General features: G+C 68.7%; 19 protein-coding genes. 3 read left to right on the top strand and 16 right to left on the bottom strand.

All coding sequences use genetic code 11. From position 1 onward, the window contains the following. Positions 1-3 precede the first annotated feature (3 nt). The 4 genes from KVT39_RS15845 to KVT39_RS15830 form a co-directional block, all read right to left on the bottom strand. A complete protein-coding gene (locus KVT39_RS15845) occupies positions 4-825 on the bottom strand; it encodes an ABC transporter permease subunit (RefSeq protein WP_034181346.1) in 822 nt (273 codons plus the stop codon). Next, entirely contained in the window at positions 822-1,748 is a 927-nt protein-coding gene (locus KVT39_RS15840) for an ABC transporter permease subunit (protein WP_217589548.1), read from the bottom strand. The genes KVT39_RS15845 and KVT39_RS15840 overlap by 4 nt, the downstream gene beginning before the upstream one ends. Beyond that, positions 1,745-2,905 carry an ABC transporter ATP-binding protein gene (locus tag KVT39_RS15835; RefSeq protein ID WP_034181344.1) on the bottom strand — a complete coding sequence of 387 codons (1,161 nt, stop codon included), beginning with the start codon at positions 2,903-2,905 and terminating at the stop codon, positions 1,745-1,747. The genes KVT39_RS15840 and KVT39_RS15835 overlap by 4 nt, the downstream gene beginning before the upstream one ends. Before the next feature lie 86 nt (positions 2,906-2,991). Continuing rightward, positions 2,992-4,086 (bottom strand): polyamine ABC transporter substrate-binding protein, encoded by a 1,095-nt coding sequence (locus KVT39_RS15830; protein ID WP_047900781.1) that lies wholly within the window; start codon positions 4,084-4,086, stop codon positions 2,992-2,994. Positions 4,087-4,602: 516 nt separating this feature from the next. Here KVT39_RS15830 and KVT39_RS15825 point away from each other — a divergent pair. After that, the gene (locus tag KVT39_RS15825; RefSeq protein WP_006493160.1) at positions 4,603-4,806 is read left to right on the top strand and encodes a DUF1289 domain-containing protein; all 204 of its coding nucleotides are present in this window, start codon (positions 4,603-4,605) and stop codon (positions 4,804-4,806) included. 86 nt (positions 4,807-4,892) lie between these two features. Here the strand turns inward: KVT39_RS15825 and KVT39_RS15820 are convergent, their stop codons facing one another. The 3 genes from KVT39_RS15820 to KVT39_RS15810 all read right to left on the bottom strand — a co-directional run bounded on the left by KVT39_RS15820 (position 4,893) and on the right by KVT39_RS15810 (position 8,349). Then, a complete protein-coding gene (locus KVT39_RS15820; RefSeq protein WP_034181342.1) occupies positions 4,893-5,534 on the bottom strand; it encodes an OmpW family protein in 642 nt (213 codons plus the stop codon). A 65-nt stretch (positions 5,535-5,599) separates the two neighbouring features. Beyond that, positions 5,600-6,790: a nitronate monooxygenase family protein gene (locus KVT39_RS15815; RefSeq protein WP_034181341.1), complete on the bottom strand. Its 1,191-nt coding sequence runs from the start codon at positions 6,788-6,790 to the stop codon at positions 5,600-5,602. 122 nt (positions 6,791-6,912) lie between these two features. Continuing rightward, positions 6,913-8,349 (bottom strand): aldehyde dehydrogenase family protein, encoded by a 1,437-nt coding sequence (locus KVT39_RS15810; protein WP_217589546.1) that lies wholly within the window; start codon positions 8,347-8,349, stop codon positions 6,913-6,915. A gap of 335 nt (positions 8,350-8,684) precedes the next feature. Between KVT39_RS15810 and KVT39_RS15805 the strand changes: the two genes are divergently transcribed. Both KVT39_RS15805 and KVT39_RS15800 read left to right on the top strand, forming a co-directional pair. After that, on the top strand, positions 8,685-9,050 hold the full coding sequence (locus tag KVT39_RS15805; protein ID WP_034181339.1) for a hypothetical protein: 366 nt from the start codon (positions 8,685-8,687) through the stop codon (positions 9,048-9,050). 206 nt (positions 9,051-9,256) lie between these two features. Beyond that, the gene (locus KVT39_RS15800; protein ID WP_217589544.1) at positions 9,257-9,835 is read left to right on the top strand and encodes a hypothetical protein; all 579 of its coding nucleotides are present in this window, start codon (positions 9,257-9,259) and stop codon (positions 9,833-9,835) included. 46 nt (positions 9,836-9,881) lie between these two features. Here KVT39_RS15800 and KVT39_RS15795 read toward each other — a convergent pair whose 3' ends face one another. The 9 genes from KVT39_RS15795 to KVT39_RS15755 are packed head-to-tail and all read right to left on the bottom strand — an operon-like array spanning position 9,882 to position 22,375. Continuing rightward, positions 9,882-11,120 carry an MFS transporter gene (locus KVT39_RS15795; protein ID WP_217589543.1) on the bottom strand — a complete coding sequence of 413 codons (1,239 nt, stop codon included), beginning with the start codon at positions 11,118-11,120 and terminating at the stop codon, positions 9,882-9,884. Beyond that, positions 11,101-11,298, bottom strand: a complete 198-nt coding sequence (locus tag KVT39_RS15790) for a hypothetical protein (RefSeq protein WP_081938450.1) — start codon at positions 11,296-11,298, stop codon at positions 11,101-11,103. The genes KVT39_RS15795 and KVT39_RS15790 overlap by 20 nt, the downstream gene beginning before the upstream one ends. Positions 11,299-11,332: 34 nt before the next feature. Continuing rightward, positions 11,333-12,127: a 2,3-dihydro-2,3-dihydroxybenzoate dehydrogenase gene (locus KVT39_RS15785; protein WP_105392593.1), complete on the bottom strand. Its 795-nt coding sequence runs from the start codon at positions 12,125-12,127 to the stop codon at positions 11,333-11,335. After that, positions 12,124-16,038, bottom strand: a complete 3,915-nt coding sequence (locus tag KVT39_RS15780; RefSeq protein WP_217589542.1) for a non-ribosomal peptide synthetase — start codon at positions 16,036-16,038, stop codon at positions 12,124-12,126. Before KVT39_RS15780 ends, KVT39_RS15785 begins: the two co-directional genes overlap by 4 nt. A 44-nt stretch (positions 16,039-16,082) precedes the next feature. Beyond that, positions 16,083-16,409 carry a DUF2218 domain-containing protein gene (locus tag KVT39_RS15775; protein WP_034181402.1) on the bottom strand — a complete coding sequence of 109 codons (327 nt, stop codon included), beginning with the start codon at positions 16,407-16,409 and terminating at the stop codon, positions 16,083-16,085. Beyond that, positions 16,406-17,281, bottom strand: coding sequence for an isochorismatase family protein (locus KVT39_RS15770; RefSeq protein WP_217589541.1), 876 nt, complete (start codon positions 17,279-17,281; stop codon positions 16,406-16,408). Before KVT39_RS15770 ends, KVT39_RS15775 begins: the two co-directional genes overlap by 4 nt. 48 nt (positions 17,282-17,329) lie before the next feature. Further along, positions 17,330-18,937, bottom strand: coding sequence for a (2,3-dihydroxybenzoyl)adenylate synthase (locus tag KVT39_RS15765; protein ID WP_217589540.1), 1,608 nt, complete (start codon positions 18,935-18,937; stop codon positions 17,330-17,332). Beyond that, entirely contained in the window at positions 18,934-20,118 is a 1,185-nt protein-coding gene (locus KVT39_RS15760) for an isochorismate synthase (RefSeq protein WP_217589539.1), read from the bottom strand. Before KVT39_RS15760 ends, KVT39_RS15765 begins: the two co-directional genes overlap by 4 nt. Positions 20,119-20,167: 49 nt before the next feature. Continuing rightward, the gene (locus KVT39_RS15755) at positions 20,168-22,375 is read right to left on the bottom strand and encodes a TonB-dependent receptor (RefSeq protein WP_217589538.1); all 2,208 of its coding nucleotides are present in this window, start codon (positions 22,373-22,375) and stop codon (positions 20,168-20,170) included. Positions 22,376-22,380 lie beyond the last annotated feature (5 nt).

Raw genomic sequence — 22,380 nt, 5'->3', positions numbered from 1 at the left:
GCGTCAGGTCGCGAACCCCGCCATCCGCTTGCGCTCTTGCCGCAGCATCACGAAGTTCGCGATCACGACGCCGGCCGTCACCGCGACGATGAACAGCGTCGCGAGCGCGTTCATCTCCGGATTCAGCCCGAGGCGCACGCGCGAGAACACGACGAGCGGCAGCGTCGTCGAGCCGGGGCCCGACAGGAACGCCGACAGCACGAGGTCGTCGATCGACAGCGTGAACGACAGCAGCCAGCCCGCGATCAGCGCCTGCGAGATCAGCGGCAGCGTGATCGTGAAGAACACCTTCAACGGCGTCGCGCCGAGATCGAGCGCGGCTTCTTCCAGCGACGGATTCAGCTCGCGCACACGCGACTGCACGATGATCGCGACATACGAGATACACAGCATCACGTGGCCGAGCCAGATCGTGAAGATGCCGCGCTCGGCCGGCCAGCCGATCCACTTCGCGAGCTCGATGAACAGCAGCAGCAGCGAGATCCCCTGGATCACCTCGGGAATCACGAGCGGCGCGTTGATCATCCCGCTGAACAGCGCGAAGCCGCGAAAGCGCCCCATCCGCGCGAGCACGAAGCCGGCCCACGTGCCGATGAACACCGACGCGAACGCGGTCAGCACGCCGATCTTCAGCGACAGCCACGCGGCCGTCAGCAGTTCGTCGTCCTCGACGAGCGCCGAGTACCAGCGGAACGAAAAGCCCGACCACACGGTGACGAGCTTCGACTCGTTGAACGAATAGACGATCAGGCTGATGATCGGGATGTACAGGAACGCGAAGCCGGCAAACAGCGCCGCGAACTGCAGGTAACGATTCGGCTTCATCGGCGGCCCCCCTGCTCCTTCGCCTGGAAGTGCTGGAACATCGCCATCGGCACGAGCAGCAGCAGCACCATCGCGCAGGTCACCGCCGACGCCATCGGCCAGTCTGCGTTGTTGAAGAACTCATTCCACATCACGCGACCGATCATCAGCGTGTTCGCCCCGCCGAGCAGTTCCGGAATCACGTACTCGCCGACCGCCGGGATGAACACCAGCAGGCAGCCCGCGATGATCCCGTTCTTCGACAGCGGCAGCGTGATCTGCACGAACGCCTTCCACGGTTTCGCGCCGAGATCGTATGCGGCTTCGAGCAGGCGCAGGTCCATCTTCACGAGGTGCGCGTAGAGCGGCATCACGAGGAACGGCAGGTACGAATACACCATCCCGATGTACACCGCGTAGTTCGTGCGGTACAGCTCGATCGGCGTATGGGTCAGGCCGATCCACATCAGGAAGTTGTTCAGCAGCCCGTTGTTCTTCAGGATGCCGATCCATGCATACACGCGGATCAGGAACGACGTCCAGAACGGCAGCATCACGCCCATCATCAGCAGGTTGCGGGTCGCCGGGTTCGAGCGCGCGATGTAGTACGCCATCGGATAGCCGATCAGCAGACACAGCAGCGTCGTGACCGCGGCCACCCACACCGAGTTCACGTAGGTCGCGAAATACAGGCTGTCGGTGAACAGGAACGCGTAGTGCGACAGGTTCAGCGCGACGTGCACGACGCCGTCCGCGTACGACGCGAGCTCGGTGTACGGCGGGATGCCGAGCTGCAGCTCCGCGAAGCTGATCTTGACGACCAGCACGAACGGCACGAGGAAGAACAGCACGAGCCACGTGAACGGCCCGCCGACGACCGCCGAGGCGCCCGTCAGGTTGAAGCGCCGCACCGGCCACTCGAGCAGGGACTTGAACGCGCTCATGACGTCAGCACCACGCCTGCGGTCGCGCTCCAGCGCACGTAGATCTCGTCGCCGAGCGACGGCGTATCGAGCTCCGAAATCGCGAGGCTCGACACGTTCGCGATCACCGTCTTGCCCGCGTCGAGCTTCACGTGATACAGCGAATAACCGCCCATGTACGCGACGTTGCTGATCCTGCCGCGCGCCCAGTTGAACGCGCCTTCGGGCGGCTTGCGCGTGAGCGCGATCCGCTCGGGGCGCACCGATACCGTGACCGGCATCCCGAGCGGGCCCGAGATCCCGTGGCTCACGTACAGCCGGCTCGGCAGCTCCGGCGATTCGATGTACACGTGGTCGGGTTCGTCCTCGACGGTCACGCCGTCGAACAGGTTCGTCGAGCCGATGAACTCGGCCGAGAAGCGGCTGTTCGGATATTCGTAGACCTCGTTCGGCGAGCCGATCTGTACGATCTGCCCTTCGCTCATCACCGCGAGGCGGTTCGCCATCGTCATCGCTTCTTCCTGGTCGTGCGTGACCATGATGCAGGTGACGCCGACCTTGTTCAGGATGTTGACGAGCTCGATCTGCGTGCGCTGGCGGATCTGCTTGTCGAGCGCGGACATCGGCTCGTCGAGCAGCAGCAGCTTCGGGCGCTTGACCAGCGAACGCGCGAGCGCGACGCGCTGCTGCTGGCCGCCGGAGAGCTGATGCGGCTTGCGCTTCGCGTACTTGCTCATCTGCACGAGTTCGAGCGCCGCATGCACGCGCTCCTTCAGCTCGGCCTTCGGCACGCCTTCCTGCTTCAGGCCGAACGCGACGTTCGACTCGACCGACATGTGCGGGAACAGCGCATACGACTGGAACATCATGTTCACGGGCCGCTTGTACGGCGGCATCTGCGCAAGGTCCTCGCCGTCGATCAGGATCTTGCCCGACGTGACCGTCTCGAGGCCCGCGAGCATCCGCAGCAACGTCGACTTGCCGCAGCCCGAGCTGCCGAGCAGCGCGAACAGCTCGCCCTGTCGCACGGTCAGGTTGACGCTGCGCACGGCTTCGGTGTCGCCGAATTTCTTCACGACGTCGACGATCTGGACAAAGTTCTCGGCGCGCGCATTGGCGCCGGAGGAGGAAACGGAGGACGGTGCGCCCGCGACCGGCGCACCCGACTGGCTATTCATGATGTGCTGCTTCTCTCCTGCGTTTAACGAACAAAGCCCCCGGGGGCACCAGGGGCTTCATGACTGCTGGGGAACGCCGGCTCGCGTCAGCGGCCCGACTTCAGCTCGGTCCACAGACGCGTCTGCAGGCGCTGGATTTCAGGCGGCAGCGGCTTGAGCAGGAACAGCGTCTTCACGACGTCGGCCGGCGGGTAGACGGCCGGATCGTTCGCGACGTCGGGCCGCACGTACTTGCGTGCCTCGGCATTGGCGCTCGGGTAGTACACCGCGTTCGTGATCGCCGCGTGCACCTTCGGATCCTCGATGTAGTTGATCCACTGCAGCGCGGCATCCTTGTTCTTCGCGTCCTTCGGGATCGCCATCACGTCGAACCACACCGGCGCGCCGCCCTTCGGAATGTAGTACTCGACCTTGTACGGTTTCTTCGCCTCGATCGCGCGATGCTTCGCGATCACGACGTCGCCCGACCAGCCGAACGCGAAGCAGATGTCGCCGCCGACCAGGTCGTTGATGTAGCCCGACGAGTTGAATTGCGTGATGTACGGGCGGATCTTCTTCAGCACTTCCATCGCGGCCTTGTAGTCGGCCGGGTTCGTGCTCATCGGATCCTTGCCGATGTAGTGCAGCGTCGCCGCGAACATCTGGTCGGGCGCGTCGAGCACCGACACGCCGCAGGTCTTCAGCTTCGAGATGTTTTCCGGCTTGAACAGGATGTCCCAGTTGTCGAGCGGCACCTTGCCGAGCGCCTGCTGCGCCTTGGTCAGGTTGTACGCGAGACCGGTCGTGCCGTACGCCCAGGGCACCGAGTACTTGTTGCCCGGATCCGCGCCCGCGACGAGCGCCATCAGTTGCGGATCGAGGTACTTGAGGTTCGGCAGCTTCGACTTGTCGAGCGGCGCGAAGATGCCGGCGGCGATCTGCTTGCCCGCGTAGTTGCTGGTCGGCACGACGATGTCGTAGCCCGAGCTGCCCGTCAGCAGCTTCGCCTGCAGCGTGTCGTCGCTGTCGTAGTTGTCGTAGCGGACCTTGACGCCCGCCTGCTTCTCGAAGTTCGGGATCGTGTCCTTCGCAATGTAGTCCGACCAGTTATAGACATTGAGCTGCGTATCCTTCGCCGCTGCCGCCGATGCACCCACGCACAGCGCGAGCGCTGCGAACCGGCCCACTACTTTTGCTTTCATCCCGTTCTCCCTCCGGCCGAACCGTTTGTCCGGCTGCCGTCTGCCTCGTCACGGCGGCGCATTCTGGTGCTCCGCCCCTCGAAAACCCCGAAAACTACCACCATTCGCGCTCCGTCACAAAAAAATCATGCCGGTGTCGCGCAAACGGAACAGATTACCGCCGCCGACCAGTCAGGCCGCCCGTGCGGTCGGGCATTCCGAGGGGAATTCTATCGGGTAATCCGCGGCTGTCCACCGGGAAAAACGGGCAGCAGCGCAACCGTGTTCGCCGGCTGCTCGGGTCGCGCGCCCGACGGCCGGGCACGCCGGCGTTTCACCGGTGAAATCGCGGCGCGCTTCGCGCACCGACGCGTGGCTGGCCGCCCCGTGGGCCAGGCGTTGCCGTGCGGCTGCGCCGGACCGGCCAACCGCACGTTACGACGATGCGCTGGTACCGCATGCCGGCCGCACCCGCCGGGCCGATCAGCCACGATGCATTAAAATGGCGGTTGACGATTCAACTGCGCGAACCCTCCGATGGCCTCCAATCTCCACGACCTGCCCGACAGCCCCTGCATCGGCGTGTGCTCGACCCTCTTCGACGAAGTCTGCAAGGGCTGCGGCCGCACGGCCGCCGAAGTGTCGAACTGGGTGTTCCTGAGCGACGACGAAAAGCGCGCGGTGTGGGAGCGCATCACGCGCGAAGGCACTGCGATGCGCTTCCAGTACGACAAGCTGTAAATCCATCGCGCATAAAAAAAGCGGCATGACGACCGCCATGCCGCGAACCCCAACTCTGTTCTAACTCTGTTCTTTTCCCGCCGCGTCTAGAACTTCATCCCGACGCCCACGCCGACGATCAACGGATCGATGTGCAGCGTGCCGATACCCTTGTCGCCGAGCGTCGCATCGGTGCTCATCCAGATCTTCTTCACGTCGACGTTCATGAACACCTTCTTCGTCAACTGCACGTCGACGCCGAACTGCAGCGCCGGCCCGAAGCTGCTCTTGTTGATCGACACGCCTTCCCCGCCGACGTTGAGCCCGTTGTTGTAGAAGTACGTGTAGTTCAACCCGGCGCCGACGTACGGACGCACCTTGCCGGCATGGTTGAAGTGATACTGCAGCAGCAGCGTCGGCGGCAGCACGCCCACGCCGCCGAGGTTGCCGAGGCTCGACGTCACCTGGTGCCGCGACGTGCCGAGGATCAGCTCGACACCGAGGTAGTCGCGGATCATGTACGTGAAGTCGAGCTCGGGCACGATCGCGTTGTTCACGCCGACGTTGAGCGCGCCGAGCGTGTCGCTCGCGCGCTCGTTCGGCTGAATGCTGATCGCGCGCAGCCGGACCAGGACGTCACCCTGGTTGATGCCGTCGCCCGGCGACGCCGCGTGCGACACCGACGGCATCGCGACGAAGCTTGCCGCGACGGCGGCAGCGGTGACAAAAGTTCGAATCGTTTTATGCATGGTACGGACCCCCAAAGAATGGTTTCCATTCTCCCCGTAGGGTCTTTTCCTTATCTTGATATTCGTCAAGCCAGCGTAAACGTGGGGCGGTTTGCCGCAGGCTCGGTCGCACGGCCCGTCAGCAGCAGGTCGAGCAAATCGCGCACGCTGCGGATCGCGCGGCCGAACGGCAGCGCTTCGCGGCCGCGGAAGAACAAGCCGTTCGCGACGTCGCCGCGCAGCGCGGCCGCCAGCCGCGTGTCGATGCAGAAATGGCCGAACTTCTCGATGCCGTCGCGCAAGCCGCATACGCTCAGGCATTCGAGCGCGGTCGGACAGCGCTGCTTGAATGCGCCTAGCTTGTTGCGAATACGCGTCTCGTTGCGCAGGTAACGATCGAGCCATGGCGTCTTCACCGCGCGCGCGGGCAGCCCCGTCACGCTGACGAATTCGACGATGTCGTCGGGCGTCGCATCGGCGAGCACGCGCTTGAAGTCCGGATGCGCGTCACCCTCTTCCGTCACCGCGAACGGCGTCCCGACCTGCACGCCGTTCGCACCGGCCGCCAGCGCCTCACGCACCATGTCGTGACTGTTGATCCCGCCCGCAACGATCAGCGGGATCGTGTCGCGCGCGAGGCCGAGCGACGCCATCACCTGCGCGGTCTCGTCGAGCACGCGCGCGAAATCGAAGCGCGCGTCGTGCATGTCGTCGATTTGCGTGACGCCGAGATGGCCGCCCGCGTGCGCCGGATGCTCGATCACGATCGCATCGGGCAGGCGCCCCTTCTTCATCCACTTCTTCAGCACGAGCGCGATCCCGCGGCTGTCCGACAGGATCGGGATCAGCGCGATGTCGTGTCCTTGCGTGAGATCGGGCAGGTCGAGCGGCAGGCCCGCGCCCATCACGATCGCACCGGCGCCCTCGTCGCACGCGACTCGCACGTAGTCCGCATGCGCGCTCACCGCCTTCATCACGTTGACCGCAATCATCCCGCGCCCTTCGCCGTAGGTCTTCGCGAGACGGATCTCGCGCGCCAGTGCGTCGAGGTTCGCGGCCTCTAGCGTCGCGCGATCGGGTTGCGCACGGCAACGCGCGAGCAGGTCCGCATGATGGTGGCGCAGGTCGATGCTCGCGATCGTGCCGACCGCGCCTTCGCGCGCGACGCTGCCCGCCAGCCGGTGCGCGGAGATGCCGACGCCCATGCCACCCTGCACGACAGGCAGCAAGGTACGGCCGCGTATCGTCAGCGGCGGAAAGGAAGTGCGTACGGTCATCGGATACCTCGTCGGAACATCGGAACCGCGATGATCGGCGATTCACTGCAGCGCACCTTGACGGCCGTCAATAAAAAACGGCACGCGAGCGTGCCGTTTCCGGTTCATGCAGTGCGAAACGCTCAGGCCGGCTTCGCTGGCTTCAACTGCATCGACTTGTACTCGAGATACTCTTCGAGCCCGTACACGCCGTTCTCGCGGCCGTGCCCCGACTGCTTGTAGCCGCCGAACGGCGCGGCGCCGTTCCACGTGCCGCCGTTGATGTCGACCTGCCCCGTGCGGATGCGCCGCGCGATGCCCATCGCACGTTCGTCGCTACCGGCCCATACCGCGCCGCCGAGCCCGTACGGCGAATCGTTCGCGATCCGCACGGCGTCGTCTTCGTCGCGATACGTGATGATCGACAGCACCGGCCCGAAGATCTCTTCCTGCGCGATCGTCGATTTCGGATCGACCCGGCCGAACACGGTCGGCTTCACGAAGAAACCTTTCGCGAGCCCTTCCGGCAGGCCCGTGCCGCCCGTCACGAGTTCCGCGCCTTCATCGATCCCGCGCTGGATGTACGCCTGCACCCGCTGCTGCTGCACGGCCGACGCGAGCGCACCGAGGCGCGTCGCGTCCTGCCGCGGATCGCCCGCCACGTATGTTTCGGCCACGGCCTTCGCAATCTCGCGCGCCTCTTCGTAGCGCGCTTCCGGCACCAGCATCCGCGTGTGCGCCGAGCAGGTCTGCCCCGCGTTCAGGTAGCACGCGTTGACCGTGCCCTTCACCGCCGTCGCGAAATCGGCATCGTCGAGGATCACCGACGCCGACTTGCCGCCCAGTTCGAGCGCGACGCGCTTGACGCCTGCGGCCGCCAGCTCGGCCACGCGCTTGCCGGCGCGCGTCGAGCCCGTGAACGACACCATGTCGACGTCCGGGTCGGTAGCCAGCACCTCGCCGACGACCGGGCCGTAGCCGCACACGAGGTTGAACACGCCGGCCGGCAGGCCGGCTTCGTGAATCGCTTCGGCGAGCATGAATGCATTGAGCGGCGCGACTTCGGACGGCTTCAGGACCACCGTGCAACCGGCCGCGAGCGCCGGCGCGACCTTCAGCGTGACCTGGTTGAGCGGGTAGTTCCACGGTGTGATCGCCGCGACCACGCCGACCGGCTCGCGCACCACGAGCGAGTTGCCGACCTGTGCCTCGAATTCGAACGACTCGGCGAGCTTCGCGTACGCCTTCCAGTTGTAGATCGGGCCGCCGACCTGGATCGCGCGCGACAGCTTGATCGGCATCCCGACTTCGCCGGTGATCGACTGCGCGAGTTCCTCGCTGCGCGCCTGCAGACGCTCGACGATCTTGCGCAGATAGCCCGCGCGCGTCGCGGCCGGCGTGGCCGCCCACGCGTCGAAGGCCGCGCGCGCCGCGCGGATCGCGTCCTGCGCGTCGGAGGCGATGCCCTCCGGAATCCGGCCGATCACGGCCTCGGTGCCCGAGTCGATCACGTCGATCGTGCCCGTTCCGGCCGGTTTGCGCCATGCGCCGTCGATATAGAACTGGTCGTAGATTTTCATCGTGTTCCGTCTCCTGTCGGGCAGAGTTGGCGCTTTAGCGCTTATGGCGGCTGGAGCAGGTACCCCAGCTCGATGCTTTGCGGGAAAGCCGACATTCTAGCGAGCGTTGCGGTCGACTGGTGTGACGATTGACAGCCATTCGAAAGGACCCCGGCCTCTGCCGCACCCTCGCTGCGCCGTCGGCGTGAACGCCGGCCCGACGTCCGCGATACCGCCGTCATGTCCGCATCCGCCCGGGTGCGCGGCCGGGCCCGCATCGTGCTATGTTTTTATTATCGGCACCGGCCCATTGCGACCGGCGCCGCCCGGAATCGACGCATTTCGTGAGCGCTGCCATGTCCGACGCATCCCATACCCTCGGCTCGCAAGACCGCCTGGAGCTGCTTTGCTGGCTCACCTGCGGCAATCTCGGCGCGTTTTACCTCAACGAATCGTGGCCGGACGCCACGTTCCAGGTCCAGGCCGCGCACCGCTGGCTCGATCGCCATCACCGTCAGGCCGACTGGCTCGCGATCGCCAAGCTCGCGGCGCTCGCGCAGGACATCGCGAAGCGGCACGCCGGGTTCGTGGACGCGCCGTGGGCACGCGACGCGGTCGAGGAAATCGTCGATACCGACGATCTCGACTATCGGGCAAAACTCGTGCAATGGGTGTACGACGATTGCTGCAAGGCGCTCGCGGACAAGCGGCTGGCCGATTGAGCTGCGTTTCGAGCCGCACGCGTGCGGGCCGCGGCACCGCTCTGCGCGACGGTCTTTTCGTCGATGCGGAAGTAACGGCCTGACTGACAGCGTAGGTACGCCAGCACCGCCCCCTGCGCGGACACACGCGAAGCGTCATGGAATCGTCGTCGCCTGTCGTTCGGACCATCCGGCCCAATCCCACCTCGAACCCGAAGGATGCTCGCGTGGCGCTCGCCTATCGATTTCTGCTGATCGCCGGCGCATCGGCCGCGCTGATTGCCGGTTCCGGAACTGCCCATGCGGCGCCCGCGCCCGCGGCTGCGGCGCCCGCGCCCGCGGCAACGGCTGCCGCGGCATGCCCGTCGCCGTCGTTCGACCGCTATCCGGCACCCGCCGCAAGCGCACCGCGCAAGCCGGCGGCGTCGCCCAGGCTGACCACCAGGGAAGCGCGCCTGTACCGCACCGTCATTCGCGACGCATTCACGCAACCGGCCAATTTTGCCGGCCACTATCGCGTCGCGACCTGGGGTTGCGGAACGGATTGCCGGAATTTCGCGATCGTCGACAAGTACACGGGCAAGACGTACACGATGCCCGGCGTGAAGGCCGTCGCGGGCGTGATGGGCAACGACGACGAACGCGTCGATTTCCGCGCCGGCAGCAGGCTGCTGATCGTCGCGGGCTGCTTCAACGACGATTGCGGCGACGACAACGCGAAGGCGGCCCGGTTCTTCTACGAATGGACCGGCACGCGGCTGCGGCAGGTCGGCACTTGTCCGCTGGTCGTTGCGCCAGTCGAATAACAGTCAAATAACCGGCAACCGATTCGCGCAGCACTCACGAAAACCGTCACGCCGCCGGCGCGCGTGCCCCGTCGCCGCATGCCGCGACGAACACGACCGCGAGCACCACGCCGATCGACACGAACGGCGCCGCCGGATGCAGTTCGTACAGCATCGTACCGGCCAGCGGCGCGACGACCATGCTGAGCCCTTGCGCCATCGACATCGCGCCCGCGCACGCAGCCTGCTCGTGCGCTTCGACGCGCGTGCTCGCGAGCGCCGCGACTGCGGGAAACGCGGCGCCCAACCCGCACGCCGCCACGAAGTAGCTCGCGCACAGCAGCAGCGGGTACGCGGCCTCCGCGGCCAGCGCCGACACGAACCCCGCGCCCCCCGCCAGCGCGCCCCGGCGCAGGCACTGGAGCGGCGCGACCGCACGCAGGCGGCCGACCAGCGACTGCGTCGCGATCAGCCCGATGCCGGCGCTGCCGAGCGCGTAGCCGACCACCATCGACGCGTCGCCCGTCCGCACGTGCAGCCGGTCGATCGCGTAAAAGCCGAGCACGCTGTTCGCGATCATCACCGCGCTGTACAGCGCGAACGCGCTGCACCACGGCAGGCGCAGGCGCGGATCGGTCGGCTTCAGCCGGGGCGGCGCCTGCCGCGCCGCATGCGCGCCGTCGTCGCGCAGCCGTCGCAGCCCCGCCAGTCCGGCGAGCGGCAGCAGCGCGAAAACGGCGAGCGCGAGCGTCATGTCGATCCCGGCCAGCCAGCCCGCGAGCGGCGGCGCGAGCACCATTCCGATCGCGCCCGCCGCGCCGAATCGTGCGACCGCGGCCGCGCGCCCCGTGGCCAGGGTCCGGTCCGCGATCCACGCCATGGCCGCGACTGGCAGCCCCGCATAGCAGCCGCCCATCGCCGCGCGCGTAACGAGTAGCGCGACAAAGCCCGCCCATACCGGCGGCACGGCGCTGCCGCCATCGCGCAGCGCCCAGCCGACGTAGCCGGCCAGCAGCAGCGAGCTCGCGACGAAGCCGCCGATCGCCGCGCGCATCGCCGGCAGCCGCCCGCGGGTGTCCGCCGCGCGCCCCCAGCGCGGCGCGGCGATCATCCACACGAGCCCGACGATGCCGATGATCGCGCCGACATGTAGCGGCTCGAGATGCATGCGCCGCGCCATCGGCCCGGCGATCGTGACGAATGCGTAGGTGCCGGCCACCATCGCGAAATTCACGAACAGCAGCGGCAGGAAAGATACGCCGGCATCGGCCGGCGTGGGCACGGAGTCAGCGGAAGTCGTCGACATAAGGTGTTCCGATGAAAGAAGGCAAGCGTCGTGCGTCAGCACGAATGGACGCCGGCATCGCGTGACGCAGCGCATCGGGCACGGGCAGCCGCGCGCCGACGCGCAGCCGTTCCTCGTAACACAGCAACGCGAACGCGCCTGCCGCGCCTCGTTCGACACAGGCCGGAATGTGTTTCATGACGATGCGCCGGAAACGGACGGCGGCCGAGCCGTCATACACCGAGCGTCGCGCCGCCGTCGACGCACAGCGTGTGCAGCGTCACGTGGCGCGCGGCATCGGACAGCAGGAACAGCACGGTGCCGGCGACGTCGTCCGGCGTGGCGATGCGGCCGAGCGGGATGCCCGTGCGATAGGTTTCGAGCGAACCCGCGATGATGCCGGCCGGGCCTTCCGGGCCGCGCCACAGTTGGCGCTGCATCGGCGTGTCGGTCGAACCCGGCGCGACGATGTTGCAGCGAATGCCGTGGCCGGCCAGTTCCAGGCCGAGGCAGCGCGTGAACTGATGCGCGGCGGCCTTGGACGCGGCGTAGGCGGCCATCTGCGTGCGCGGCACGAGCGCCGCGTTCGACCCGACGGTCACGATGCTGCCCGCGCGTCGCTCGATCATGCGCTGTGCGACCGCGCGCGACAGGTGGAACACGCCGTGCGCGTTCACCGCGAAGCAATGCGCCCAGTCGTCGTCGCTCAGCGACGTCGCGGTCGCGAGCCGCAGCACGCCGGCGACGTTCGCGAGCATGCCGATCGGGCCGACCGCCGCCTCCACGTGCTCGATTGCCGCGCGCACGGCGTGCGCGTCGGCCACGTCGACCGTGAACGGATGGACGCGGCCCGGCGCCGGCGGCCGATCCCCGGTCGCGCGCGCCAGCGCGTCGCCGTCGGCGTCGAACGCGGCGACGTCGACTCCGCGCGCGGCGAGCGCGCGAACCACGGCGGCGCCGATCCCGCGCGCCGCGCCGGTCACGACGGCCACGCCCGCCGGAAATGTCATTTCGGGTTCCCTGCTCATCGCTTCAAGTTCCTCGTATCGGTTTCCATGTCGGCCCATGCGGCGAGCCGTTCGGTCAGTGCGGCGCCGATCGCCGCCATCGGTTCGGGATCGGACATCCCGTCGTGCGAGCAGTCGAGCGCCACGCAGGTCGGCAACGCCGCCGGCCGGTGCACGGCCCAGCTGTCGGGCGCCGGTGTACCGGGCCGCTTGCGGGTCGCGTTGAACAGCAGCAGTTCGCCGCCGTAATGCGGGGTCGGCGCCGCACGGAACTGACGCATCTGCCGCAGCGTCGCGTCGACCAGCGCGTCGAGCCCTGCGCCGCCGAGCGCTGCGAACGGGCTGTTCGCGCGCAGCAGGCGCTGCCGCAGCAGCGCGTCGGACAACGCCGCCGTGTCGAAATCGCCGTTCACCGTCAGCAGGATCCGCAGCGCGTCGCCCGTCTCAGGCTGCGGCTGTGCCGTCCACGCGGACGACGGATAGCTGTCCATCAGCGCGAGCACGCCGACCGGTGCGCCTGCGCGTTCGAGGGCCGCCGCGACCGCGTACGCGAGCGCGCCGCCCAGCGACCAGCCGAGCAGGTGGTATGGACCGTTCGGCTGCAGCGCACGCACGCGCTGCACATAGGTGTCGACGAGCGCGTCGAAATCGGCCGCGCCGTTCGTGTCATCGACCGACAGCTGCAGCCCGTCGATCGTCGTGTCGGGCAGGTACGCGGCGAGCCGCAGGTAGCTCCACGCGAGGCCATCGGCCGGATGGATGCAGATCAGCCGCTGCGCGGGCCCGCCCGCCGTCTGGATCGCGAGATGCGGCGCGAACGCGTCGCGCGCCGCCCGCGGCCGGTATGGCAGCGGCGTGCGCAGCGCAGCCGTCAGCGCCGCGACCGTCGCATGGCGGAACAGCATCGACACCGGCACGTCGCGGCCGAGCGCGGTCGCCAGCCGCGCGCTCGCCTGGATCGCCTGCAACGACTTGCCGCCAATGTCGAAGAAATTCGAATCCGGCGTCAGCGCGACGCCGCCGAGCACGCTGCGCCACGCGTGCATCACCTGCCGTTCGAGCGCGTCGGCGCGCGGATCGTCGTCCACGCCGATGCGACCCGCCATCGCGAGCTGATGCAACGCGTTGCGATCGGTCTTGCCGTTGACGTTGCGCGGCAGCCGTTCGAGCACGTGCCACGCGTCGGGAATCGCCGCGGCCGGCAGCGCGTCGGCGAGCTGCGCGCGCAGTGCGGCCGTGTCGTCGACCCCGGCGACGAACGCCGCGAGCGTCGTCACGTCGGCGTCGCCGCGCAGCGCGACGACCGCTGCCTCGCGCACGTCCGGCGTGCGCAGCAGCCAGTCCTCGATCTCGCGCGGATCGATCCGCACGCCGCTGATCTTCACCTCGTGGTCGATCCGGCCGTCGAACACCAGCCGGCCATCGCGCACGGTGGCGAGATCGCCGGTCCGGTAGGCACGCGCGCCGCTCCCCGGCAGCATGACGAAGCGCGCGGACGTCAGCGCCGCATTGCCCGGATAGCCGAGCGCCAGCGCGTCGCCGCACAGCACCAGTTCGCCCGTGCGGCCCTCGGCCACCGGATACAGCCGCTCGTCGACGACCTGCGCGTCGACGCCCGCGCGCGGCGTGCCGATCGGCACCGGCTCGCCGTCGCGCCAGACCGCGCCGGGGCCGCTCACGCACGCGGCCGTCGCGATGATCGTGGTTTCGGTCGGCCCGTAGGTGTTCAGCAGCACCTGGTTCGGCAGGTGCGCATGCCAGCGCCGGATCCGCTCCGGCAACGCGGCCTCGCCGCCGATGATCGTCAGGCGCACGTCGGCGAGGCGTTGCGCATGGCGTACGTCCAGTGCGTGGGCGAGCACGTGCCAGTACGCGGTCGGCAGGTCGAGCACCGTGATGCGGCGGCGCTCGACCTCGGCCGTGAACGCGTCGACCGAGTCGAGCATCGCGTCGTCGCGCAGCACGAGCGTCGCGCCATTGCAAAGCGTCGCGAAGATCTCCTCGAAGCTCGCATCGAAATGCGGCGGCGCGAACTGCAGCACCCGGTCGCCCGGACCGATGCGATACAGGTCGCGCGTGCTCGCGACGAAATGCGCGAGCGCGCCGCGCCCGACCAGCACGCCGTTAGGCTGGCCGGTCGATCCCGACGTGTACAGCAGGTACGCGGGCTGTGCCGCGTCGGGCGTCACGCACGCCACGTCGTGCGGCGACGGCACACGCGCCGCGTCCAGATCGAGCACCGGCCGGCCGCCTGTGCATTCGCGATACGCGTCGCGCGTGATCACCAGCGCAGGCGCTGCATCCGCCAGCATCGCCGCGACGCGCTGCGGCGGCCCGTCCGGATCGATCGGCATGATCGTCGCGCCGACCTTCAGCACGGCCAGCATCGCCGCGATCACGTCGGGCGCGCGCGGTGCCGCGATCGCGACGCGTGCGTCGCGCGCCACCCCCCGTCGTCCGAGTTCCGCCGCAAGCGCATCGGCATCGGCGAGCAGCGCGCGATAGTCGATGCGCCGGTCGCCGGCCTCGATCGCCGGTTGCGTCGGCATGTCGAGCGCGATGCGTTCGATCCGCGCGAGCACGTCGTCGCACGGTCCGGCGAGCGGCGCGCCGCGCACGATCGACGGCGCGGGCATCCCGTCGAGCAACGCACCGACGGGTTCGTCCGGCGCCTGTCCGGCGAACGCGTCGAGCCACGCGGAAAGATCGTGCGCCTGCGCGGCGAGCACGGCCTCGTCGTATGCGTTCGGGTTTGCTTCCAGCGCCAGATGCCACGCGCCGCCGCGCACGGCGAGCGTCACGTTCAGATCCTTCACCGGGCCGCCGCTTACCGCGCGCGTATCGCTCGCGAGCCCGCGGAACGCGACCTGCCGTTCGAACGGCATCACGTTGACGGCCTGGTTGAACAGGAACGCGTTGCGTTCCAGCAACCCGAGATCGCCGCGAATCCAGCCATACCGGTAATACAGGTGCGGCCGGATCGCGCGCAGGCGCTCCGCACATTCGCGCGCGAGCGCACGCGGCGAGCGCCCTGCGCCGACATGCATGCGCAGCGGCACGATGTTCATCGCCATGCACGGCACGCCGAGTGCCGGCGTGCCGAGCCGGTTCATCACCGGCAGCCCGAGCGTCAGGTCGCACTGGCCGCCCTGCTTCGCGAGCCAGATGCCGACCGCGCACAGCAGCCACGCATTCCAGTCGACGTCGACGCGCTCGGCGGCCGCGCGGAGCGCGTGCACGCGCTCCGCGTCGAGCACGTGCGTCGCGCGCAGCGCGTACGGGGCAATGTCCTGCTTCGGCGCGAGCACGAGCGGCGCGGGCACGTCGCGCAGATGTTCGCGCCAGAACGCGCGATCGGCATCGAAGCCGCCGGCGCCGCGATAACGCGCCTCGGCCTCCACCACGCGATCGATCCGCCAGTCGGGCAGCGCCGGCAGCGGCCCGCCGCCGACACGCGCGTTGTAGCGTGCGGCCACGGCCTGCTGCAGCAGCCCGTAGCCGAAGCCGTCGAGCGCAATGTGATGCACCTGCAGATGCCACCAGTGCCGGGTCGGCGACAGCCGCAGCAGCGCGGTGCGGTATAGCGGATCGGCCGTCACGTCGCAGCAGATCGCGAGCGACGCCTTCATCCATGCGTGCGCCGCCTGCACGGGATCGGCTTGCGCCGACAGGTCGACGAGCGGCAGCCGCGTGCGCGGCGTCCGGCGCGCCTGCCACAGCGCATCGTCTTGCCACGCGAACCGCATGTGCAGCGCGTCGGCGTGATCGAGCACGGACTCGACGCTGTCGGTCAGCGCGGCGACGTCGAGCGCGCCGTCGAGCTCGACGGTCTCGGCCGTCAGATAGCCTGGATCGTCGGGGTCGACCTGTTGCGCGACCCAGATTCCGTATTGCGCGGACGTCGCGCGGATCGGCAAGGATTCGTTTTTCATGAGCGGGCTTGCTCCGAGGTTCGTTGAGCCGGAGACGGGCCGCATCACGCGCCCCGCTCCCATGCGACCACCAGCGCCCGGTTGCGCGCCATCAGCCCCAGGTGCTCGTCCATCACGTACTGGATCTGCTCGAGCTGCTCCGAGGAATCGGCTTCGCAGCGAAGCTGCAGCACGTCGTCGGTGCGCAGCATCCGGCAAACGCCGTACGGGAAATCGACGGTCGCGCGATGTTCGTCGAACACGACGGGCACCTTGATCGCGTAGTGCTTGCACAGCTTGAACAGCACGCGGTCGGCCTGCGGCACCGACACCTCCGCCGTGCTGACGAACGGCGCCGGACGGGCATCGGACATCGCCGGACGCGCCGTCATGCGCTCACCTGCGCCGCGCGCTGCAGCACCCGCGTCCATGCGCCAAGCGTCGGCTGCTCTGCGAGCTGGACGAACGTGACGTCGTAGCCTTGCGCGCGCCACTGCTCGACGAGCGTCATCATCCGGATCGAATCGAGCCCGCAATCGACCAGGTTGTCGTGCTCGCGCAGGTCGGCGGCAGGCATCCGCAGGCTGCGGGCGACCTGCGCCGCGATCGCGGCGAGCGTCGGTGCTGCGTCGTCCGCTGACGCGACGCCGACGAGCGCGTTCGTGGTCACCGCCATCCCGCAGCGGCCGGCCACGTAGTCGATCGCCATGCGGTGCTCGCGCTCGGAGAAATCCGCGAGCGCGTCGGCGACGAAGAACGGCTGCACGTCGCGCATGAACGCGTCGCAGGCGGTCATCAGACAGCCGATGTGCGCATAGATCCCGCAGATCGCGAGCTGGTCGCGTCCCAGCTCGCGCAGGCGCGTCTCGAGCGGCGAGCGCCGGAACGCGCTGTAGCGCCACTTGTCGAGCACCGTGTCGCCAGGCGCCGGCGCGAGTGCGTCGCAGATCGCCGCACGCGACGGCTGCGCGGTGAGGCCCGGCCCCCACATGTCGGTCAGGAGCGCCCGGTCGGCCGCGGCCTGCGTCGCCGGCTGCGCGGTGTAGTAGACCGGCATCCCGGCCGCATGCGCAAAATCGATCAGGCGGCGCACATGCAAGACGAGCGTCGGCACGGGCGCGGCCGCACGGTCGTAGAAGTCGAGGAAGTAGTCCTGCATGTCGTGCACGAGCAGCGCCGCGCGGTGCGGGTCGAACCGCCAGTTCACTCTGTTCGCCGGCAGCTCGGCCGGCATCGAATAGGAAGCGATTTTCGGAATGGCCATGATGGATTGCATTGGAATGGAGGAATCGACGGGGCGCCGCCGCGCCCGTCAAGCGGCGGCGGCGAGCCGATCCGCGATGTGCTGCCGAAGCGCGCGCTTGTCGATCTTGCCGACCGGCGTTTTCGGGAATGCATCGACGAATTCGATCCGGTCGGGCACCTTGTACGCGGCCACGCCCTGTCCGCGCACGAATCGGACGAGGTCCGCCGCGGCCGGCGCGGGCGCGCCGCGAATCACGTATGCGCAACTGCGTTCGCCGAGATACGGGTCAGGCATCGCGACCAGCGCCGCGTCGACGACGCCCGGATGCGCGAGCAGCAGGTGTTCGATCTCCTCGGCCGGGATCTTCTCGCCGCCGCGGTTGATCTGGTCTTTCGCGCGCCCCTCGACGACGAGCTGGCCGCCCGCCGTCAGGCGGACGCGATCGCCGGTGCGATAGAAGCCGTCCGCCGTGAACGCGCGCGCGTTGTGCGCGGCCGCGTCGTAGTAGCCGCGGATCGTGTACGGGCCGCGCGTCAGCAGATGGCCGACCTCACCGGGTTCGACCGGGCAGTCGTCGTCGTCGACGATGCGGATCTCGTCGTCCGGCGAGATCGGGCGCCCCTGCGTGGCGATCACCACGTCGCGCGGGTCGTCGAGCCGCGTGTAGTTGACGAGCCCTTCGGCCATCCCGAACACCTGCTGCAATTGCGCGCCGAAGCCGTCGGCCGCGAGCGCCGGATCGAAGCGCGCGCCGCCGACCTGCACGAGTTCGAGGCTCGCGAGCGCGCCGCGCCGCTGCCCGGCCGCGGCCAGCCACACTGGCACGAGCGGCGGCACCAGCGCCGCCACCGTCACGCGCTCGCGCTCGATCAGCGGGAACGTGACGTCGGGGCTCGCGCTGTCGCTCAGCACCACGGTGCCGCCGGCATCGAAGACGCCGAGCGAGCCCGGCGAACTCAGCGCATAGTTGTGCGCGGCCGGCAGCGCCGCGAGATAGACGCTGCGCTCCGTCAGCCCGCAGATGCGCGCGCTCTCGCGCACGCTGTACAGGTAGTCGTCATGCGTGCGCGGGATCAGCTTCGGCGTACCCGTGCTGCCGCCCGACAATTGCAGGAACGCGATCTCGTGCGCGCCGGGCCCCGGCGGGAGCGTGATGTCGGGCGTCGCCTCCGGCAGCGCGACGCGCATATTGCCGGGCGCCGTGAACAGCACGTGACGCAGTGTCGGCGCATCGGCGCGAATCTCGCTCGCGAGCGCCCGGTAGTCGAACCCGTCGTGCTGTTCCGCCGCGACATAGGCGAGCGCGCCCGCGTGCCGGCAGAAGTAGCCGATCTCGCGCCGGCGATGTGCGGGCAGCGCGAACACCGGCAGCGCGCCGATCCGGAACAGTGCGAACGTCACCGCGAAAAATGCGACGCAGTTCGGCAGTTGCACGACGACGCGGTCGCCCGGCACGATTCCGCACGCGGTCAGCGCGCGGGCCGTGCGTTCGGCTTCCGCCGCGAACGTCCGGTACGACCAGCGCAGGTCGCCCTGTACGAGCGCGATGCGTTCGCCGTGCCGCGCGACGCGTTCGTCTAACCACTGAGCGAACGACTGGCCGAGCCAGTACCCCTTCTGCCGGTACGCGCTGGCGAACGCGTCCGGCCAAGGCGTGCAGTTCGCAGACGTCATGCAGCCTCCCGCGCGGCGCCCGATGCGGCATCTCGATCGATATCGAGCGCATCCAGCATGGTCCGGAACTTGGCGGCGGTTTCCGCGCGTTCGCCATCGGGCGTCGATTCGGCGACCACACCCGCGCCCGCATAGAGCCGCAGCGTACGGTCGAACGCTTCGGCGCACCGAATCGTGACGACCCACTCGCCGTCGCCGTGCGCGTCGACCCACCCGAGCATCCCCGCATAGAAGCCGCGATCGAACGGCTCGGCATCGCGAATGCAGTCGCGCGCCGCCGTGCGCGGCGCGCCGCAGACGGCGGGCGTCGGATGCAGCGCGAGTGCGAGTGTCAGCGCATCCGCGTCGGTTTCGCCGCACACCTCGGTCGACAGATGCCACATCGTTTCCGTATGGACGAGCGACGGGCGCGCCGGCACGTCGAGCCGCCGGCACAGCGGCGCGAGGCTGTCGCGCACGGCTTCGACGACGACCCGGTGTTCGTCGAGATCCTTCGCTGACGCCAGCAGCGCCTGCGCGCGACGCCGGTCCTCGACCGGATCGCGGCTGCGCGGCGCGGAGCCTGCCAGCGGATTCGCGCGCACGATGCCGCCGAAGCGGTTCACGAGCAGTTCCGGGCTCGCGCCCAGCAGCGTGCGGCCCCCGCCGAGATCCACGGAGAACGTATAGCCGTGCGGATTGCACGACGCGAGTCGCGTAACGAGCGCCGCAACGTCGACCGGCGCGTCGCCGGTCGCCTCCAGCGTGCGCGCCAGCACGACCTTGTCGAGCTCGCCCGAGCGAATCCTGGCGACCGCCTGCGCGACCGCGTCCGCATAGGCATCCGCCGACGGCACCTCGCGCGTCGCGTAGCGCGTGCCGGCCGGGCGGGCTGCCCGCAGCGCGCCGAGCGGCCGCGCGCGCAGCATCGTGCGTGCGACCCGCAGCGCGGCCGGCGCGCCGACGTCGAACGGCACCGCGCCGACCACCGCCGCACCCATGTGGCCGTCGGCCCGCTCGCGGCGCAACGCGTCGTTCACGCGCGCCGCGAGCGGCGCGTCCGCATGCGGGATCGCCGCCGCAACATCGCAGGCCAGCAGCGTATGCGCCGGCGTTGCGAGAAACAGCGGGGCATCCGCCCGATACACATCCCATACGTTACGGGGTACTAATAGTTTGTCAGGCCGGGAAATCGCATTCATGACATTGCCTCCAGATTGAACGAGCCGGCGCGGCGCGCCGGCCATGCCGTCACATTTCGGCGGTCAGACTGACCGCGATGCGGCGCCCCTGGTCGACGAGCCAGTTGCCGCTCAACCCGGTCGTGCGCGTGCGATCGTCGATCGGCACCATCTTGTTGGTCAGATTCAGCACCGCGAAATTGACGGAGAAACGCTTGTCGATCCGGTAGCGCCCGCCGAGATCGAAGGTCGTCGTCGACGGCCGCTCGCGCACGCCCTGCGCGCCGTTGCGGAACGCGGCCCAGTATTCGCTGCCGATATAGTTCGCCGTCGCGTAGAGATCGAGCTTGGCTGTCGGCGTCCAGTCGACCTGCACGTTGAATTTGTGCTTCGGCGTCTTGTCGAGCGGATAGCCGTCGAGCAAACTGCCGTTGAACGCCTTCTCGCCGCTGCCTTCGCGGCGCGATTCGGTCAGCGTGTATGCGCCCGACACCTTCAGCGTGCGCGACAGGCGCGTGCCCGCGCCGATCTCGAGCCCGTACAGCTTGACCCGGTCGATGTTGTCGTACACGTAGATGTTGCGGCCCGGCGAGCGCGGATCGGGCTTGCCCGTGTCGTAGCTCGCCACCTTGTTCTTGAACAGGTTGTTGAACAGCGTCAGGCCCGCGTACGTGTCGCCCAGGTCGTAGCGCACGCCGAGCTCCTCGGTCAGGCTCGTCTCCGGCTTGAGATCCGGATTGCCGCACAGCGTACCGGGCGTCGCGCCCGCCGCGCCGCCCGACGTCATGCAGTAGCCGGCCGTGCTCTGGCGCAGCGACGGCGGCCGGAAACCGGTCGATACGCCGCCGCGCACCGTCCACGCCCGGCTGAGCTGGTACACGCCGTAGATGCGCGGGCTCACGTGGCTGCCGTAGCGGTCGTCGTGATCGAGTCGCACGCCGGTCGTCAGCGTGAAGCGGTCGTTGAAGAAGTAGTCGTTCTCGCCGAACAGCGCCCACGCGTTGCGTGCGACGCGATCCGCATTGGCCCCGTGCCCTTTCGGCACCGCGTCCTGCACGCTGACGCCCGACAGCCGCGACCAGATGTGCTGGCCGCCCACGGTCAGGATGTTGCGCTCGCCCCACCACGGGATCGCGGCCTTGGCTTCGAGGATCGTGTCGGTCAGCGCGGGCTTCACCGGCGAACGCCCGGCCGGCGTCCACTGGTCCTGCACGCCGCGCTCGCCGTACAGCGATACCGTCGTGTCGCCGAAGCCCCAGCGGCCGTCGTGCGTGATGCCCCAGTAATCGCGGATATGACGCGTCTCCGTGAGTGCGGTGGCCGCCGTGCGCGGCGTAAGCGGCGCGGCGCTCTTGCCCGGCGTGCTGAGATAGGTAAGCTGCTCGCGCCCGATATTGACGCTCACGTCCTGGTTGCTCGCGGGTTTCGCGGACAGTTTCATATCGAAGCTGCCGATTCGCTGCCCGTTCGCCCCGCTCGTTCCGCTGTTCGGGTAGTAGATGTCGTCTTCGCCGCGATGCAGGAGACGCCCCGACGCCTGCAGCCCGAGCACGTCGGATTTCAGCGGACCGCCAAGCCAGAAGTCGACGCTCTGCGTGTCGCCCTGGTTCGATTCGAGCTGCCACACGCTGCCGGCCGTGATCGTGCCGCCCCAGCGCTTCGGCACCTTGCGCGTGATCACGTTGATCACGCCGCCCATCGCGTCGGCGCCGTACAACGACGACATCGGCCCGCGCACGACCTCGATCCGCTCGATCGCCGACAGCGGCGGCATCAGGTTCGACTGCACGCCGGCCGTGCCGCGGTTCATCGTTTCGCGCGTGTTCTGGCGGCGGCCGTCGACGAGGATCAGCGTGTACTCGCCCGGCATCCCGCGAATCGAGATGTCCTGGTCGTTCGGCGAAGCACCGACGACGCTCACACCCTCGACGTTGGCGACGATCTCGGCGACGGACGTGTACGGCTTCGCGTCGATGTCTTCCCGGCTGATCACCGAAATGCTCGCGGGCGCCTCGCGGATCGCCTGCTCGCGGCGGCTCGCCGTGACGACGATCTCCTTCAGCGCGGCCGGATCGGCGGCTGCCTCCGGCGGCGCGGATCCGGCCGGCTTGGCCCGGTCGTCCGGTCCGGCGGCGGCGGATCGGGCGGCGACAGACGACGCCGCGGCGGGTTCCGCCGTTGGGTCAGGCGTCTGCGCCCACGCGCACGACGCGCCCATCAGATACAGGCCGGCAACGACGACCGGCTTGAATGCAAAGCTTGCAGCTTGATTCGACATGGTGG

This window comes from Burkholderia sp. GbtcB21, assembly GCF_019091065.1.
In the GTDB taxonomy this organism is placed as follows: domain Bacteria; phylum Pseudomonadota; class Gammaproteobacteria; order Burkholderiales; family Burkholderiaceae; genus Burkholderia; species Burkholderia pyrrocinia_C.
Note: the sequence above shows the minus strand (reverse complement) of the source record. Positions and strands in the feature narration are given on the sequence as shown.

Coding starts and splice junctions, on each gene's coding strand:
- KVT39_RS15845 (WP_034181346.1), bottom strand. CDS start 825: ATGAAGCCGAATCGTTACCTGCAGTTCGCGGCGCTGTTTGCCGGCTTC.
- KVT39_RS15840 (WP_217589548.1), bottom strand. CDS start 1,748: ATGAGCGCGTTCAAGTCCCTGCTCGAGTGGCCGGTGCGGCGCTTCAAC.
- KVT39_RS15835 (WP_034181344.1), bottom strand. CDS start 2,905: ATGAATAGCCAGTCGGGTGCGCCGGTCGCGGGCGCACCGTCCTCCGTT.
- KVT39_RS15830 (WP_047900781.1), bottom strand. CDS start 4,086: ATGAAAGCAAAAGTAGTGGGCCGGTTCGCAGCGCTCGCGCTGTGCGTG.
- KVT39_RS15825 (WP_006493160.1), top strand. CDS start 4,603: ATGGCCTCCAATCTCCACGACCTGCCCGACAGCCCCTGCATCGGCGTG.
- KVT39_RS15820 (WP_034181342.1), bottom strand. CDS start 5,534: ATGCATAAAACGATTCGAACTTTTGTCACCGCTGCCGCCGTCGCGGCA.
- KVT39_RS15815 (WP_034181341.1), bottom strand. CDS start 6,790: ATGACCGTACGCACTTCCTTTCCGCCGCTGACGATACGCGGCCGTACC.
- KVT39_RS15810 (WP_217589546.1), bottom strand. CDS start 8,349: ATGAAAATCTACGACCAGTTCTATATCGACGGCGCATGGCGCAAACCG.
- KVT39_RS15805 (WP_034181339.1), top strand. CDS start 8,685: ATGTCCGACGCATCCCATACCCTCGGCTCGCAAGACCGCCTGGAGCTG.
- KVT39_RS15795 (WP_217589543.1), bottom strand. CDS start 11,120: ATGTCGACGACTTCCGCTGACTCCGTGCCCACGCCGGCCGATGCCGGC.
- KVT39_RS15790 (WP_081938450.1), bottom strand. CDS start 11,298: ATGAAACACATTCCGGCCTGTGTCGAACGAGGCGCGGCAGGCGCGTTC.
- KVT39_RS15785 (WP_105392593.1), bottom strand. CDS start 12,127: ATGAGCAGGGAACCCGAAATGACATTTCCGGCGGGCGTGGCCGTCGTG.
- KVT39_RS15780 (WP_217589542.1), bottom strand. CDS start 16,038: ATGAAAAACGAATCCTTGCCGATCCGCGCGACGTCCGCGCAATACGGA.
- KVT39_RS15775 (WP_034181402.1), bottom strand. CDS start 16,409: ATGACGGCGCGTCCGGCGATGTCCGATGCCCGTCCGGCGCCGTTCGTC.
- KVT39_RS15770 (WP_217589541.1), bottom strand. CDS start 17,281: ATGGCCATTCCGAAAATCGCTTCCTATTCGATGCCGGCCGAGCTGCCG.
- KVT39_RS15765 (WP_217589540.1), bottom strand. CDS start 18,937: ATGACGTCTGCGAACTGCACGCCTTGGCCGGACGCGTTCGCCAGCGCG.
- KVT39_RS15760 (WP_217589539.1), bottom strand. CDS start 20,118: ATGAATGCGATTTCCCGGCCTGACAAACTATTAGTACCCCGTAACGTA.
- KVT39_RS15755 (WP_217589538.1), bottom strand. CDS start 22,375: ATGTCGAATCAAGCTGCAAGCTTTGCATTCAAGCCGGTCGTCGTTGCC.